Below are 15,319 nucleotides of genomic sequence, written 5' to 3'. Positions count from 1 at the left end.
ACTGGAATCACAAGGGATAAACTGGACCGGCATAGCCCGGACCATAAGACTACAGGACTATATTTTCGGCATCGCCATGGGCTTCACTCATCTGGCACCCCAACCCTGAAATCATCATGAACCCATCATCTTCCAGCACATCTTCCAGCACATCTTCCAGCACGCCCACCGGCGCCATTCCCGAGATCCTCAGCCATGTCGAAGCGGGCGTGATGACCATCACGCTGAACCGCCTGGACAAGAAAAACTCCATCACTTCCGCGATGTATGCCGCCCTGGCCGACGCGCTGGAGGCCGCCCACCACGACAGCGCCGTGCGCGCCGTGGTGATCCAGGGGCATGAAACCATTTTCTCGGCGGGCAACGACATTGGCGACTTTTTGAACAAGCCGCCGTCCACGCCCGATGCGCCGGTGTTTCGTTTCCTGCGCGGTATCAGCAGCTTTCCCAAGCCCCTGGTGGCCGCGGTATGCGGCCCGGCCGTCGGTATAGGCACCACGCTGCTGCTGCACTGCGACCTGGTGTATGCCGGCGACAACGCCGCGTTTTCCATGCCCTTTGTCAACCTGGGCCTGTGCCCGGAGGCGGCGTCGAGCTTTCTGGTGCCGCAGCTGATGGGCTACCCGCGTGCGGCCGAGGCCCTGCTGCTGGGGGAGCCCTTCATGGCGGAAACCGCGCTGGAGCTTGGCCTGGTCAACCGCATCGTGCCGCCTGCCGAGGCCAATGCGCTGGCGCAGCGGCAGGCGCTCAAGCTGGCTGCCAAGCCGCTCAGCGCGCTGATGGAAACCAAGCGCCTGATGAAAAAAGGCAATTCCAACATCGTGGCCGAACGCATGGCCGAAGAGGGCGCCAGCTTCGGCCGCATGCTCGGCGAGCCGGCCGCGCGTGAGGCGTTTGGCGCTTTCATGGAGAAACGCAAGCCGGACTTCTCAAAAGTGTGAGGCGGCGGTACGGGCTCGGGGCCTTATCAAGAACAAAGCAAGAACAAAGGCCGGTCTCCGCTGTCGATATGGGGTGGTGAGCTATCAAACATATAGCAAGTTAAAACAGGAGACGTTCATGAATCTCAAAGGCAAGACCCTCTTCATCACCGGTGCCTCGCGCGGCATCGGGCTGGCCATCGGCAACCGGGCCGCCGCCGACGGCGCCAATGTGGTCATCGTGGCCAAGACCACCGATGCCAACCCCAAGCTGCCCGGCACCATCTACAGCGCCGCCGAAGAAATCCGGGCCTCTGGCGGCCAGGCGCTGGCGCTGGCTGTGGACATCCGCGACGAAGACGCCGTGAGAGTCGCCGTGGTCAAGGCCGTGGAGACTTTTGGCGGCATCGACATCCTGGTCAACAACGCCAGCGCCATCAGCCTCACCGACACCGAGCACACGCCGATGAAGCGCTACGACCTGATGAACGGCGTCAATGCGCGCGGCACCTACCTGTGCACGCAGGCCTGCCTGGCCGAGCTGAAAAAATCCGCGCAGGCCGGGCGCAACCCGCATGTGCTGACGATGTCGCCGCCGCTGTCGATGAAGCCGCACTGGTTTGAGCACCACACGGCCTACACCATGGCCAAGTACGGCATGAGCATGTGCACGCTGGGGCATGCGGGCGAGTTCGGGAAGTACGGCATCGCCGTCAACAGCCTGTGGCCGCGCACCGCCATTGCCACCGCCGCGCTGCAGATGCTGCCCGGGGTGGACGTGAAGCGCTGCCGAACGCCCGAGATCCTGTCTGACGCTGCCTACCTGATCCTGACCAGCCCGAGTTCGAACACCGGCAATTTTTATATTGACGACGAACTGCTGGCCGCACACGGCATCACCGACCTGGAAAAATATTCGGTGACCCCGGGAACGAAAGACTTCATTCCGGATTTCTTCGTGGATTGAGCATCAGAAAACGGCCAATTCTGTTGAAAAGCTCGCTTTGAGGCGTGTCATCGTTGTCGTGCACGCAAAAGCGCACCTCCAGCGTGCCGGCCAGGAAGGCCTGGAACCGGGAAATTGTTTGCAGACGGGTCTCGCCCATGTCGATCACCTTGTGAAACGTGATCGATCCAAATCCACCGCCCAGGCTCATACCGCGTTGGATAAGGCTGCTCCTTGACAAGTGGCCCTGCGCGGCCTAGTCTGACTCTTTGCCGCCTCTGTTCGTCGCCTTGGGTGCTTCCATTCTCGCGAAGCTCCATGGCGCGGCGGGACAAAAACACCAGCGAGAAAGCGGAGACCTTTCCATGGACATAGCGATTCAAACGCATAACCAGCGCCCGGCGGCCGTCTGGAGTTCGGGCGGACTGGACTATGACCAGATCAGCCGTGGCATCAGCGACTCCATCGACCATTGCGTGCTGCGGCTGGACCCGAAGCCCGGCGAGAGCATTCTCGACCTGGCCACGGGCACCGGCTGGACCTCGCGCGTGGTCGCGCGGCGTGGCGCGCGGGTGACCGGCGTGGACATCGCCTCGGAACTGGTGGCCGCCGCCAAGGCCCGGGCCGAAGCCGAAGGGCTTGCCATCGACTACCGCATCGGCGACGCCGAAAGCCTCCCGTTCGCCGATGGCGCGTTCGACGCCGTCATCTCGACCTGTGGCGTCATGTTTGCCAGCCGGCCGGAAGCGGCCGCAGCCGAACTGGCGCGCGTCACTCGCCATAGCGGGCGCATTGCGTTGACGACCTGGCTGAACGACAGCAACGTGGCCAGGATGTTCCAGGTCATGAAGCCCTACATGGCCGCGCCCCCGGACCCGGCGCCGCCTTCGCCTTTCGAGTGGGGCCGCACGGAGCGCATTCGCGAACTGCTGGCGCGCGACTTCGACCTCAAGTTCGAGAAGGGCGTTTCCTACTATCGCGAGCCCTCCGGGGAATCCGCCTGGCAGACCTTTTCTACAGGCTACGGTCCGACCAAGGCCCTGGCCGCGAGCCTCGACGAAAGCCGGCGCGCGCAGCTGCGGCGCGACTTTATCGCCTTCCACGACAGTTTCGCGACGGAACTGGGCATCTGCGTGCCGCGCGAATACTGGGTGACGGTGGGTGTGAGAAAGTAATCCTGAAAGGAGATGAGCCATGATGATTGCACGCTGGAGCATTGATGCGAAGTTCGGCTACAAGCAGAATGCGGTGGACCTGATGCAGCGCTGGCTGCGGGAGATTGGTCCCCAGGCCGGTTTTTCCGCCGACAAGACGCGCCTGCTGACCGGCTCGGTCGGCGCGCTGGAAGCCACGATCCAGTCGGAACATCTGATCGAGGACCTCGCCGAATTGAGCCGGGCCTGGGACAAGATAGCTTCGATTCCCGAGCACAAGCAGTGGAGCAAGGACCTCGAACCCTTCGTGGTGTCCGGAACCAGCCGCTGGGAGATATATCGGGTGCTGTGACGTCGCGGACATCACGGTCTGGCGCGCGGGTCGGGTGGCTGCTCGCGCGTCATCAGCCTCACCGACACCGAACGCATGCCGATGAAGCGCTGCGACCTGATGAGCGGCGTCGATGCGCGCGGCCCCTGCCTGTGCACTCAGAGGCCGAGGGTTTTTCGAAGCGATGGCATTTCCTCCCTCGCCCCTTTGGGGAGAGGGTTGGGGTGAGGGGCTGTGCTCCAGTGTTGTGGCCACTCACCGGCCCTCACCCCCGCCCTCTCCCAGAGGGAGAGGGAGTGAAATCGAAAAACTCTCACTCTCTCAGGCCTGTCTGCCTGTCTGACGCCGCCTGCCTGATCCTGACCAGCCCGAGTGCGAACACCGGAAATTTTTATATTGACGACGAACTGCTGGCCGCGCACGGCATCACCGACCTGGAAAAATATTCGGTGACGCCGGGAACGAAAGATTTCATTCCGGATTTTTTTGTGGACTGAAGATCGGTGGACGGCCCGCGCTCGGTGCGCCGCTTGAGCAGCGGGCGCAGCGGACGGCTCAGGTTTTCAGGTGAGATCTGGCGCCATGGCCTCCCAGGCTTTGAGGGCCTCGGCCGTGTACATCAGGGCCGGACCACCGCCCATGTACACGCACACGGCCAGCGTTTCCTCCAGCTCGGCGCGGGTGCAGCCCAGTTTGTGCAGGGCTTTCACATGAAAAGCGATGCAGCCCGAGCAGTGCTGGGTCACTCCAATCGCCAGGGCCATCAGCTCCTTGTGCCTGGCGCTGAGGGTGCCCTCCGACATCGCGGCTCGCGAGAGCTGCCCAAACCCCTGCATCGCCTCGGGTTGCGCCTTGCGAAACTGCCCGAGGCCTTCATTGATATCCTGTATCAGGCCCACATGGTCAAATGTGCTCATGGATGGCTTTCCTTCCGTGTTTTGCTACCTTTTCAAGTATCAGGTGACATCGTTGCGGGTGTGTTGACGCGGATCATGCGTGGATCATGTCGTGTACAACGGGCTGCGCCCGGGCCATGCCACAGCTATGATGGCGGCGACGCTCGCCCAACCCTGCGGCCACCCCCGCCATTGGAAAAATAGAAGAATCGCCATGCCCTACATGCTGCTGATCATGGAGCCGCTCGGCCAACGGCTTTCGCGTACCGAGGCCGAGGGCCATGCCGTCTATGAGCGCATGCTCGGGTTTGCGGATGAGCTGCGCGCGCGGGGCCAACTGCTTGCCGTCGAGTCCCTGAACTCGCAGGCCAACGCCGTCCGCGTCAAGGTGCGCGAGGGGCGGCCCCAGTTGCTGGACGGCCCCTTCGCCGAAGCCAAGGAAATGGTCGGCGGCTTCTTCCTGGTCGATTGCAAGACCCGGGCCGAAGCCATCGCGATCGCGGAACAATGTCCGGCGGCCGAGTGGTGCACCGTTGAGGTTCGCGGCGTCGGACCCTGTTACGAAGATGCGGTTTGATTCCTTGTTGATGGCGACTAGGGTTTTTACCTAATAGATATCTGGCGAAAACTGTCGATTTCGCAGCGCCTCGTTCGTCGTGGGAGTAGAAGCCGCCATTTGCAGACCTTTCGGTCTCCGGCTTCAAATCTCAATGCAAAGGAGAATCCCATGCGATTCATGATCATCGTCAAATCCAACCCCGAGTTCGAGGCCGAGACCACGCCCCAGTCGCCGGACGAAAAGCTGATGGCCGCCATGGCTGACTACCACGAGCAGCTGTCGAAGGCGGGCGTGCTGCTGGACGCCAGCGGCCTGCAGCCCAGCCGCAAGGGCTGGCGCATCCACTACGACGGCCAGAAGCGGACCGTGGTCGACGGCCCGTTCGCCGAAAGCAAGGAGCTCATTGCCGGCTTCACCACGATCCAGGTGCGCTCGCGCGAAGAGGCGCTGGAGTGGTCGCGCCGTTTTCCCAACCCCGTGGGCGAGAACGCGCCGGCCGTGATTGAGGTGCGCCAGCTTTATGAGCTGGACGACTTTTCCCCCAGCGAGTCGGTCGAGCGCTTCCGCAAAATGAACACACCCAGCCAGAAGTGAGGGGGCGCGCCATGATCAAGACCCTGGCCCTCATCGCCGTCGCCGCCATTGGCGCGCTGCTGATCTTTGCCGCCACCCGGCCCGACACCTTCCGCGTGCAGCGCAGCGCCAGCATCAAGGCCGCGCCCGACACGCTGTACCCGCTCATCAACGACCTGCGGCAGTTCAACACCTGGAACCCCTACGAGAAGAAAGACCCGGCCATCAAGGGCAGCTACCGCGGCCCGGCCAGCGGCCCCGGGGCGGGCTACGACTTCCAGGGCAACAAGGACGTCGGCAAAGGCAGCATCGAGATCGTCGAGTCCTCGCCACCCGGCAAGGTCACGATGAAGCTGGACATGCTCGAACCCTTTGAAGGGCACAACGTCGTCGAGTTCAGTCTGGCGCCGCGCGGCGATGCCACGGAGGTCACCTGGGCCATGCACGGCCCGAGTCCTTTCGTGGCCAGGCTGGTGGGCGTGTTCCTCAACATGGACCGCATGATAGGCCGCGACTTCGAAGCAGGTCTCGCCAACCTCAAGGCCCGGGCCGAGCGCGCCTGAGGGGCGCAGGCTTCTTTTTCATCCGGTTTTAACCCGGTTTTCAGATTCATTCATTCATTGCTTATTCCAAGGAGTACCTCATGAGCCGCCAGATTTACGTCAACCTCCCCATCAAGGACATGGAACGCTCGAAGGCGTTCTTCGGCAAACTCGGTTTCAGCTTCAACCCGCAGTTCACCAACGAGCAGGGCGCCTGCATGGTTGTGGCGGACGGCAGCATCTACGTGATGCTGCTGGTCGAGAGCTTCTTCAAGACCTTCACCAAGAAGGCGGTGGCCGACACTACCAGGAGTACCGAGGTGCTGGTGTGCCTGTCGTGCGAGAGCCGCGCCGAGGTGGATGAACTCGTGGCCAAGGCGCGCACCGCCGGCGCCACCGTGCCTAACGCGCCGCAGGACCACGGCTTCATGTACGGCCACGGCTTCGAGGACCTGGATGGCCACATCTGGGAGCTGGCGTACATGGACATGGCCGCAGCCCCGGCTACGCCCCAGCAGGCCTGAACGGGCGGGGCCCGAGGACGCTTGCCCATGCATTCAGGCACGCACCAGGCGATTGCCGCGGTCTGGCGCATCGAGTCTGCCAAGATCGTAGCCGCTGTCCTGCGCATGGTGCGTGACATCGGCCTGGCCGAGGAGCTGGCGCAGGACGCCCTGGTGGCGGCGCTGGAGCATTGGCCCACCGAGGGCGTGCCCCATAACCCGGGCGCCTGGCTGATGACCACCGCAAAGAACCGGGCGCTTGACCACCTGCGCCGCCACAAGCTGCTCGACAGCAAGCTGGCGCAGATCGGCCATGACCTGGAGGCGCAGGAGGCGCTGGTCGTGCCTGACTTTGTCGATGGGCTCGACGCCGCCCGGGCCAACCAGATCGGCGACGACCTGCTGCGGCTGATCTTCACCGCCTGCCACCCCGTGCTCTCGACTGAAGCGCGGGTGGCGCTGACGCTGAGGCTGCTGGGCGGCCTGACGACCCACGAGATAGCCCGCGCCTTCCTGGTGGCCGAGCCGACGATCGCTCAGCGCATCGTTCGCGCCAAGCGCACGCTGGGGGAGGCGCGCGTGCCTTTCGAGGTGCCGGTCGGCGACGCACTGGCCGAACGGCTGGCCTCGGTGCTCGAGGTGGTTTACCTGGTTTTCAACGAGGGCTACACCGCCACCGCGGGCGAGGACTGGATGCGGCCGGCGCTCACCGACGAGGCCCTGCGCCTGGGCCGCATGCTGGCGGAGCTGGCGCCCGACGAATCCGAAGTGCAGGGCTTGGTCGCGCTGATGGAACTGCAGGCCTCCCGCGCCGCCGCACGCGTCGACGCATCGGGCCGCCCCGTGCTGCTGGCGCAGCAGGACCGTGGCCGCTGGGACCGCCTGCTGATCCGCAGAGGCCTGGCCGCGCTCGCGCATGCCGAGGCGCTGTGCGGCGCACGCGGCCATCCGCTCGGCACGTATGCGCTGCAGGCATCGATTGCGGCCTGCCATGCGCGGGCCCCCACGGCGGCGGAGACCGACTGGACGCGCATTGCCGCGCTGTACGACGCGTTGGCGCAGACCGCGCCCTCGCCGGTGGTGGAGCTGAACCGGGCAGTCGCCGTCAGCATGGCGTTCGGGCCCGCGGCCGGGCTGGAGATCATTGACACGCTGCGCCAGGAGCCGTCGCTGCAGGCTTATCAGTGGCTGCCCGGTGTGCGCGGGGATCTGCTGGCCAAGCTGGGCCGCATGGACGAGGCGCGCGCCGAATTCGAGCGGGCGGCGCAGCTGGCCGGCAACCTGCGGGAGCGGGAGCTGCTGCTCGAACGCGCGCGCGACCCGGCGAGGCAGGAGCGGGAGCGCCCGCCGGACTAGCCGCAATACGGTTCAGTTAAGCCCTTGCCCCTGGTTTGTCATCCCGGACTTGATCCGGGATCCATGGATTGCGGGTCAGGCCCGCCATGACAAGTCAAGGTTCTGGTCATTACGATTCAGGGTGAACAGGCCCTGGCCTTGGGTACGGCCAGCCGGGTAGGCGGTGCCAAGCCAAATGCCGGTCAGTTATCGAGAGTTTCATAAATTGCGACAAGTCCGTATTACCGTTCGCCCTGAGCTCGGCCTGTCCTGAGCTTGTCGAGGGTCGAGGGTCGAGGGGTTGGGGCGCAGGCCAAATGGGGCTTCGACCCCTTCGACAGGCTCAGGACAGGCACCTCAGCCCGTGCGGGGCTGTCCGAGGGAAGCGCGACCTCGGCCGTTGCCCTCCTTATTTTTACCAAGCATTTGCTTGTTAAAAATAAGGCGTTTTGGTATGGTGCTGAACCATGGACGCAGTCACCCCCTTTCAAGCCGGCGGCAACACGGCCCGGCGCCCGCGCGGCCGGCCGCGCAAGACGCTGGGCGAACGCGACGACGGCAACCGCCGCATGGAGCTGGTCAGCGCCGCGGCGAAGCTGTTTCGCCGCAAGGGATTTGACGGCGCCAGCACCCGCGACATCGCGGCCGCGGTGGGCATGCACAGCGGCTCGCCCTTTTATCACTTCAAGAGCAAGGGGGCACTGCTTCACGCGGTGATGGAGCAGGGCATGCGTTCGGCCCTGGACCGGCAGACCGCGGCCCTGCAGTCTGCCAGCCAATCAAAGTTCGATGCGTCTTCCTTGCTGCGCGTGCTGATCCGCAACCACTTCGATGTGCTGCTGGGGCCCGGCAGTGACTTCATTCCGGTGATGCTGTACGAGTCACGCTCCCTCACGGCGCGGCAGCGTGCGTCCATCGCCCGGCTGCGAAGCGACTATGAGTCGAACTGGGAGCCGGTGCTCGAGGCCCTGGCCGAACAGGGCCGGCTCCACGGGCCGGTGACGCTGGCGCGCCTGTTGATCTTCGGTGCGCTGAACTGGTCGGTCCAGTGGTTTGACGCAAAAAAAGACGCGTCGCTGGATGACCTGACCGACGCGGCCCTGGCACTGTTTCTGCACGCCCCGATGCGGGCCCGAAAAGTCACTGCATGACCATCAATACCATGACCCGATCTTCACCCCACCCCAAGCCTTCAGTTTTCGAATTTGAGGAAGAGTTCATCACCGGCCTGACAAGCATGTTTGAAGAGAAAATTGTTTTCAACCGGGTGCTGGGCCTGAAGATCACGTCGCTCAAGGCCGAGCGCGTCACGGCACGCATTGACATGCGGCACGAACTGGTGGGCCACTACGCCTACAACCGCATTCACGGCGGCGTGATCAGCGCCAGCCTGGATGCCATGGGCGGGCTCGCCGTGATGGCGGCGATCGGGGCGCGCCACATGGACGAAGCTCCGCTGCAGCGGCTGCACCGATTTTCCAGGCTGGGCACGATTGACCTGCGGGTGGACTATTTGCGCCCGGGCATCAGCGACTACTTTGAACTGCGGGCCGAAGTGTTGCGCCTGGGGTCGCGGGTGGCCAATACGCGCATGGAGTTTCTGGGGGCGGACGGAACGCTTTTTTCCAGCGCTGCGGCCGCCTATATCGTGTCCTGAATTTTCTGCTTCGGTTTCTGCTGCAAGCGGCGGTGTGTCCCTGAAAATGGCCCGTCAAGAGGCCAGTCAAAAGGTTCGTCAAAAGGCTAGTCACTTCCGGCGTCGCGCAGCGTGTCCAGGAATGTCTTGCGCCACCAGTGCACATCCTGCTCCCGGATATTTTTCAGCAGCCTCTGGTGCCGTCCCTGCCGCTCCTGCAGCGACATCTGCAGGGCGTGCTGGATGGTGTCTGCCGTGCCGTCCGTGTCGTACGGGTTCACCAGCAGGGCTTCCTTCAGCTGCTCGGCGGCGCCGGCAAAGCGTGACAGCACCAGCACACCCGGATCGGCCGGGTCCTGCGCGGCAATGAACTCCTTGGCCACCAGGTTCATTCCGTCGCGCAGCGGCGTCACCAGCGCCACGCGCGCCACGCGGTAGAGACCGGGCAGGCGTTTGCGCGCCACGTTGCGGTGCATGTAGCGCACCGGCATCCAGTCCAGCTCGCCAAAGTCGCCGTTGATGGCGCCGCACAGGCTCTCGAGCTCTTGCAGCAAGTCGGTGTACGTGCCCATGTCTTCGCGGCTCGGTGAGGCGATCTGGATCAGCGTGGCGCTGCGGATGTTTTCCGGGTATTTTTCAAGCAGGCTCTTGAATGCGCGCAGGCGCTGGGGCAGGCCTTTTGAATAGTCCAGGCGTTCCACGCCCAGCAGCAATTTGCGGCGCGAGTATTCGTCCTTCATGCGTTCATACATGTCGTGCCCCTCCTTGGCATGGGTGAGCGCGGCGAATTCGTCCACGTCAATGCCAATCGGGAAGGCGCCGGCGCGCACGGTGCGGTTGAAGGCGCGAAACCGGTTGTCGCCCAGGTCCTCGGCGCCGGCCTCGGCCTGCACATAGTGCGAAAAGTTTTGCAGGTCGGCCTCGCTCTGAAAGCCCAACAGGTCGTAGGCAAACATGGCCCGCATCAGCCATTCGTGTTGGGGAATGGCCGCCAGCACCTGCTGCGGCGGCAGGGGAATGTGCAGGAAAAATCCGATGCGCTGGGTGGCGCCCATGGCGCGCAGCTCGGCCGCCAGCGGAATCAGGTGGTAGTCATGCACCCAGATGATGTCGTCCGGCCGCAGCTGCGTCATCAGCTTGCGCGCAAACAGCTGGTTGACGCGGCGATAGGCGCGGATGTTGCCGGCGTCAAAGCGCGCCAGGTCGATCCGGTAGTGAAACACCGGCCAGAGCACGCCATTGCTGTAGCCCAGGTAATAGCCGGCATGGTCTTCGGCGGACAAATCCACGGTGGCCAGCTTGACGTTGCCCGCCTGCTGCACATGCAGCTCGCCTTCGCCCGGGGCACCGCCTTCGATGACGGTGCCGCTCCAGCCAAACCACATGCCGCCCGTGGCATTGAGCGCATCGCCCAGCGCCACAGCCAGGCCGCCGGCCGCCGTCTTGCGCGGATCCGCCACGCGGTTGGACACCACAACCAGCCGGCTCATGACATGGCCCCCACGCTTGTCACTTCGTGTACTGCACGAGGCCTTGCAGGCCGCGGCTCGCCAGACGCTTCGCCTCTGTCGCCTGTCCCAACCTGCTCAAGCAGCTTCGGAGCCGCAGGCTCCAGCCCCTCGGGGGCCGTTTTTTCCTTGGGGCGGCCCGGCGGAAAAATGGTGTTCATCGATGAAGTGATCTTGCTACGCTCAGCAGGGCCTGCGAGCCCGGCTTCGCCGGCCAGCAGGGGCCGCGGAACCGGCTTCGCCGGGCCGCAGGCGCCGCCCCCTGCAAGGGGGGAAGGGGCTACACGCAGTGAGCCGCCGACGGGGGTGTACCTCATATCTGCGATTCCCAAGGCGCCGAAAGCCGGACCGCCGCGTTGATGATGCCCACCATGGAATAGGTTTGCGGAAAGTTGCCCCACATCTCGCCGCTGGCCGGGTGCGTGTCTTCGGAGAGCAGGCCTACGTGGTTGCGCGCGGCCAGCATGGTCTCAAAAATCTCGCGCGCCTGCGCCTTGCGCCCTATGCGCGCCAGCGCATCAATGCGCCAGAAGGTGCAGATGTTGAAGGCGGTCTCGGGTTTGCCGAAATCATCGGGCGCTTCGTAGCGGCGCATGTAGGGGCCGTCGCACAAATGGGTTTCCAGCGCGTCGACGGTGGCAATGAAGCGCGGATCCTTCGGGTCGATGAAGCCCACTTCAATCATCAGCAGCACACTGGCGTCCAGGTCGCGGCCGCCAAAGCTCTCGGCAAAGGCCTGGCGTTCCTCGCTCCAGGCCTTCCGCAAAATGTTCTCCTGCATGCGCTGTGCATGGTCCTGCCAGTAGGCTGCACGCTCGGGAAGGTGAAGCACCAGGGCGATCTTGGCCAGCCGGTCGCAGGCCGCCCAGCACATCAGGGCCGACGAGGTGTGGACCCGGGCACGGGTGCGCAGCTCCCACATGCCGGCGTCGGGCTGGTCATAGGTGCGAGCGGCCTGCTCGCCCACTGCTTCGAGCCGCTGGAACTCGGCCAGGCCGGCGCGGTGCAGCAGCCGGTGGTCGTGAAAGGCCTGCGCCGCACCCAGCACTACATTGCCATACACGTCATGCTGGAAGTGCTCCTGCGCCTGGTTGCCCACGCGCACCGGCCCCATGCCGCGGTAGCCGCCCAGATGGTCCATCACGGACTCCGGCAGCTCGCGCTCCAGGCCAATGCCGTACAGCGGCTGGATGTGCCCGCCGTTGGCCTGCACCACCACGTTGCTGAGCCAGCGCAGGTAGTCTTCCATGGTGCCGACCTCCGACAGGCTGTTGAGGGCGCGCACCACAAAGAAAGCATCGCGCAGCCAGCAAAAACGGTAGTCCCAGTTGCGCTGGCTGCCGGGCGCCTCGGGAATGCTGGTGGTCATGGCCGCCACGATGGCGCCGGTGTCTTCAAAGAGGGACAGCTTGAGCGTGATCGCGGCGCGTATCACGGCTTCCTGCCATTCCAGCGGGATGTGCAGGCGCTGGCTCCATTTTTTCCAATACGAGACGGTCTCCTGTTCAAACAGGCGCGCCGTGTCGGCAATGCCCTCGGCCAGCGACTCGTCGGCACCCAGCAGAAAGTTGTGCTCGCGGGTCAGCACGAAGGGCTGCCGGGCCAGCAGGTGCGACAGCGGCGCGTCGGTGTTCAGCCGCAGCGTCAGCGCATCGCCCACATAACGCAGGTGGTTGCTGCCCTGGGTGATCAGCGGTGCACGCCGGCCCCAGTCAAAACGGACATCCAGCGAGACGCGAATGCGGGGCGCGCCGGAGAGGGGGCGCACGCGCCGCACCAGCGTCATGGGCCGGAAAAAACGTGAGCGGCTGAAAAAGCGCGGCGCGAAGTCGGTGATCTCAATACCCTGGCCGCTTTTGTCAAACAGCTGGGTATGCAGCACGGCGGTATTGGGCTCATACCATTGCCGGGACTCGGCAAAATCCTCGATTTCAATGGAAAAAGCGCTGGGCTGCGTATCGGTATTGGTATGGGCGCCGTCGATCCTGCCGGTACCGGGCTGCAGCAGCGCATTGAACACCGGGTCGCCGTCAAAGCGCGGCAGGCAGCACCAGACAATGCGCCCGCGGATGTCAATCAGCGCGCTGAACGCGCAGTTGCCGATCACGCCCATCGCGAGCGAGGGTTCAGCGGGCGGCACAAAGCGCGCGGAGTCGTTCGGGGCCGTCATGGGCTGATCCCGCGCCAGTGGCCCGAATTCTGGCTGGCAGCCTGCAGCCACTGCCGCAGTGCGGCCGGCGCCGCGCACCGGTGCCTGGCCAGGGTGGCGCCTTCGCCAACCTTGATGCCTTGGCCGCCGAGGAACTGCACCACGGAGAACCCGGCTTCATCGGTCACGTCGTCGCCGGCGAACAGGGGCAGGCGACCCACAAACGGCATTTCTCCCATGAAAGCCTCAATGGCCGTGCCCTTGCTGACGCCGGCCGGTTTGATTTCAAAGACATACTTGCCCTGCAGCAATTCTGCGCCCGGTGTGCTGTTGGCCGCTTCCCGCATGACCTGCAACGCCAGCGTTTCGAGGTCGGGGGCATGGCGGTAGTGCAGGGCGACGGCCGCGGACTTGATTTCGAGGTACAGGCCGGGATGGCGTGCAGCCAGCGCCTCGGCTCGGCGCACCACCTCCTGCAAATCGGGGGCGGCCACGCTGACCACCTGGCCATCTGCCTGGCGGCGCTGCGCTCCGTGCTCGGCCGCGGCGGCCAGTTGCAGGGGGTCGAGAAACCGGTCCAGGTCCGTGAGTGTGCGCCCCGACACAATGGCCAGCGCGCCACCGAGCCGGGTCGCAAGCTGGGCCAGGGTGGGAATCAACCCTGCGGTCACCTGCACGGCCCCGGGCTGCGGCGCCAAGTCAGCCAGTGTGCCGTCGAAGTCGAGAAAAAGTGCGGTCTGCGGCCCGATCAGGGGCAGGCGGGGTGAGCCCATTTGCGGGGATGGGGTGAGAAGCTGCATCGGCATTCACCTTAGCAAAACACGTGCGACATGGCTGTAGGCCGGCTTCGCTTTTTCACAATTTTCGGTCGAAAGATCAGCCGGGGGAGCCCGCCGCAAAGCCGGGGATCTCGCCCACGGCCGCCACCCGGGCCTGGTGAATCAGCTCGCCAATCTGCCTGCCATCCTGCCCGGCGGCCTGCGCGTCGGCGGCCACCTGGTGCGTGGCGACAGACTGGGCCGCGGCGAGGGCCTCCAGCAGCCGCGGGCGCTGGGGATACGGCGAATGCTCGTACCCGAGACGGCCACGGGCATCGCACTCGCAGGCCAGCAGCACCTCGGCAAAGCGCCTGGGCTTGCGAAATGCGTCGCAGCGCTCCAGCAGGCGCACCACGGCCGCCGCGCCGAATGCGGCACTGCCGTGAATGTTGCCGTGCTCGCGCGCCACCACATCGGCCAGCTCGCGGCAGTCCACCGGCACGCGCAGGCGCTCGCATACGTCCTTGAGCAGGCGCGCACTGCGCTCCTCATGGCCAATGTGGCGTCCCAGCTGGGGGTCGGACGCCATCTTCTCGCGCCAGAACTCTGGCGGGGGAGGCTCGCCTGGCGTGGACATGCCAGCGTCCGGTGCCCGCGTCGTGCCCTTGCCCAGGTCGTGGCACAGGCAGGCGAAGCGCACGGGCAGGGACGCCTGGAGCTGCGCTGCCATGTCCATCACCATCATCAGGTGGACGCCGGTGTCGACTTCGGGGTGGTGCTCGGCGCGCTGCGGCACGCCCCAGAGCCTGGCGACTTCCGGCAGCAGCCTGTGCAATGCGCCGCAGTCGCGCAGCACATCAAAGAGGCGCGAGGGCTTGTCCTCCATCAGTCCGCGGGCCAGCTCCTGCCAGACGCGTTCGGGGACCAGTGCATCGACTTCGCCCTCGGTCACCATGTCCCGCATCAGCGCCAGGGTTTCGGGCGCCACCGAAAAATCCGCAAATCGGGCGGCAAAGCGGGCCAGCCGGAGAATGCGCACCGGGTCTTCGCGGAAGGCCTCGGTCACGTGGCGCAGGACCTTGTCCCGGATGTCCTTCTGGCCGCCATAAGGGTCGATCAGCGCGTCAAAGTCAGCGTCAAAATCAGTATTCAATGCGGCACCGGGGCGGGCTGCAGCGCCAGCCGCAGCACCTGTCGAACGGGCGGGAGCCGCGATGGCATTGATGGTGAGATCGCGCCGTGCCAGATCCTGCTCCAGCGTGACGCCGGGATCGGCATGCACCACAAAGCCGCGGTAGCCGCGCGCGGTCTTGCGCTCGGTGCGGGCCAGCGCGTACTCCTCGCGGGTTTCGGGGTGCAAGAACACCGGAAAATCCTTGCCCACCGGCTGATAGCCCTGGGCCACCAGGTCCTCCGGTGTCGCACCCACCACCACCCAGTCGTGGTCCTGCACCGCCAGGCCCATCAAGGCATCGCGCACTGCACCACCGACCATGTAAATCTGCATGA

General features: G+C 64.9%; 18 protein-coding genes. 12 read left to right on the top strand and 6 right to left on the bottom strand.

Going from position 1 to position 15,319, the window contains the following annotated elements:
- Nucleotides 1-176: 176 nt before the first annotated feature.
- Nucleotides 177-941: an enoyl-CoA hydratase gene (locus BPRO_RS19635; RefSeq protein ID WP_041390071.1), complete on the top strand. Its 765-nt coding sequence runs from the start codon at nucleotides 177-179 to the stop codon at nucleotides 939-941.
- Nucleotides 942-1,059: 118 nt separating this feature from the next.
- A complete protein-coding gene (locus BPRO_RS19630; RefSeq protein WP_011484815.1) occupies nucleotides 1,060-1,887 on the top strand; it encodes an SDR family oxidoreductase in 828 nt (275 codons plus the stop codon).
- Here BPRO_RS19630 and BPRO_RS19625 read toward each other — a convergent pair.
- Nucleotides 1,862-2,077 (bottom strand): hypothetical protein, encoded by a 216-nt coding sequence (locus BPRO_RS19625; RefSeq protein ID WP_011484814.1) that lies wholly within the window; start codon nucleotides 2,075-2,077, stop codon nucleotides 1,862-1,864. The genes BPRO_RS19630 and BPRO_RS19625 overlap by 26 nt on opposite strands.
- 154 nt (nucleotides 2,078-2,231) lie before the next feature.
- On the opposite strand from BPRO_RS19625, the gene BPRO_RS19620 reads away from it, so the two are divergent.
- The 3 genes from BPRO_RS19620 to BPRO_RS30170 all read left to right on the top strand — a co-directional run bounded on the left by BPRO_RS19620 (nucleotide 2,232) and on the right by BPRO_RS30170 (nucleotide 3,848).
- Nucleotides 2,232-3,041, top strand: a complete 810-nt coding sequence (locus BPRO_RS19620) for a class I SAM-dependent methyltransferase (RefSeq protein WP_011484813.1) — start codon at nucleotides 2,232-2,234, stop codon at nucleotides 3,039-3,041.
- A 19-nt stretch (nucleotides 3,042-3,060) separates the two neighbouring features.
- Nucleotides 3,061-3,372, top strand: coding sequence for a hypothetical protein (locus BPRO_RS19615; protein WP_011484812.1), 312 nt, complete (start codon nucleotides 3,061-3,063; stop codon nucleotides 3,370-3,372).
- A gap of 275 nt (nucleotides 3,373-3,647) precedes the next feature.
- Complete coding sequence (locus tag BPRO_RS30170; protein WP_041388962.1) at nucleotides 3,648-3,848, top strand: hypothetical protein; 201 nt, start codon at nucleotides 3,648-3,650, stop codon at nucleotides 3,846-3,848.
- A gap of 66 nt (nucleotides 3,849-3,914) precedes the next feature.
- On the opposite strand, the gene BPRO_RS19605 is transcribed toward BPRO_RS30170, so the two are convergent.
- A complete protein-coding gene (locus BPRO_RS19605; protein WP_011484811.1) occupies nucleotides 3,915-4,268 on the bottom strand; it encodes a carboxymuconolactone decarboxylase family protein in 354 nt (117 codons plus the stop codon).
- A 193-nt stretch (nucleotides 4,269-4,461) separates the two neighbouring features.
- Here BPRO_RS19605 and BPRO_RS19600 point away from each other — a divergent pair, with 193 nt between their 5' ends.
- From BPRO_RS19600 to BPRO_RS19570, 7 genes are all read left to right on the top strand, one after another.
- The gene (locus BPRO_RS19600) at nucleotides 4,462-4,824 is read left to right on the top strand and encodes a YciI family protein (protein ID WP_041388961.1); all 363 of its coding nucleotides are present in this window, start codon (nucleotides 4,462-4,464) and stop codon (nucleotides 4,822-4,824) included.
- A 150-nt stretch (nucleotides 4,825-4,974) separates the two neighbouring features.
- Entirely contained in the window at nucleotides 4,975-5,400 is a 426-nt protein-coding gene (locus tag BPRO_RS19595; RefSeq protein ID WP_011484809.1) for a YciI family protein, read from the top strand.
- Nucleotides 5,401-5,411: 11 nt separating this feature from the next.
- Nucleotides 5,412-5,942: an SRPBCC family protein gene (locus BPRO_RS19590; protein ID WP_011484808.1), complete on the top strand. Its 531-nt coding sequence runs from the start codon at nucleotides 5,412-5,414 to the stop codon at nucleotides 5,940-5,942.
- Between the two features lie 80 nt (nucleotides 5,943-6,022).
- A complete protein-coding gene (locus tag BPRO_RS19585; RefSeq protein WP_011484807.1) occupies nucleotides 6,023-6,445 on the top strand; it encodes a VOC family protein in 423 nt (140 codons plus the stop codon).
- Nucleotides 6,446-6,472: 27 nt separating this feature from the next.
- Nucleotides 6,473-7,780, top strand: a complete 1,308-nt coding sequence (locus tag BPRO_RS19580; RefSeq protein WP_011484806.1) for an RNA polymerase sigma factor — start codon at nucleotides 6,473-6,475, stop codon at nucleotides 7,778-7,780.
- Nucleotides 7,781-8,226: 446 nt separating this feature from the next.
- Nucleotides 8,227-8,910 (top strand): TetR/AcrR family transcriptional regulator, encoded by a 684-nt coding sequence (locus BPRO_RS19575; protein ID WP_011484805.1) that lies wholly within the window; start codon nucleotides 8,227-8,229, stop codon nucleotides 8,908-8,910.
- Nucleotides 8,907-9,416 carry a thioesterase family protein gene (locus tag BPRO_RS19570; RefSeq protein ID WP_011484804.1) on the top strand — a complete coding sequence of 170 codons (510 nt, stop codon included), beginning with the start codon at nucleotides 8,907-8,909 and terminating at the stop codon, nucleotides 9,414-9,416. The genes BPRO_RS19575 and BPRO_RS19570 overlap by 4 nt, the downstream gene beginning before the upstream one ends.
- An 86-nt stretch (nucleotides 9,417-9,502) precedes the next feature.
- On the opposite strand, the gene otsA is transcribed toward BPRO_RS19570, so the two are convergent.
- From otsA to BPRO_RS19550, 4 genes are all read right to left on the bottom strand, one after another.
- Nucleotides 9,503-10,885, bottom strand: a complete 1,383-nt coding sequence (otsA, locus tag BPRO_RS19565; RefSeq protein ID WP_011484803.1) for an alpha,alpha-trehalose-phosphate synthase (UDP-forming) — start codon at nucleotides 10,883-10,885, stop codon at nucleotides 9,503-9,505.
- Nucleotides 10,886-11,216: 331 nt separating this feature from the next.
- On the bottom strand, nucleotides 11,217-13,073 hold the full coding sequence (locus BPRO_RS19560; protein WP_011484801.1) for a glycoside hydrolase family 15 protein: 1,857 nt from the start codon (nucleotides 13,071-13,073) through the stop codon (nucleotides 11,217-11,219).
- Nucleotides 13,070-13,852 (bottom strand): trehalose-phosphatase, encoded by a 783-nt coding sequence (otsB, locus tag BPRO_RS19555; RefSeq protein WP_011484800.1) that lies wholly within the window; start codon nucleotides 13,850-13,852, stop codon nucleotides 13,070-13,072. Before otsB ends, BPRO_RS19560 begins: the two co-directional genes overlap by 4 nt.
- A gap of 76 nt (nucleotides 13,853-13,928) precedes the next feature.
- Nucleotides 13,929-15,317 carry a multifunctional CCA addition/repair protein gene (locus BPRO_RS19550; protein WP_011484799.1) on the bottom strand — a complete coding sequence of 463 codons (1,389 nt, stop codon included), beginning with the start codon at nucleotides 15,315-15,317 and terminating at the stop codon, nucleotides 13,929-13,931.
- Nucleotides 15,318-15,319: the final 2 nt, after the last annotated feature.

Origin of the sequence: Polaromonas sp. JS666 (assembly GCF_000013865.1) — a bacterium.
Lineage (GTDB): Bacteria > Pseudomonadota > Gammaproteobacteria > Burkholderiales > Burkholderiaceae_C > Polaromonas.
The sequence above is the reverse complement of the archived record's forward strand: the minus strand, read 5'-3'. Positions and strand labels throughout refer to the sequence as shown.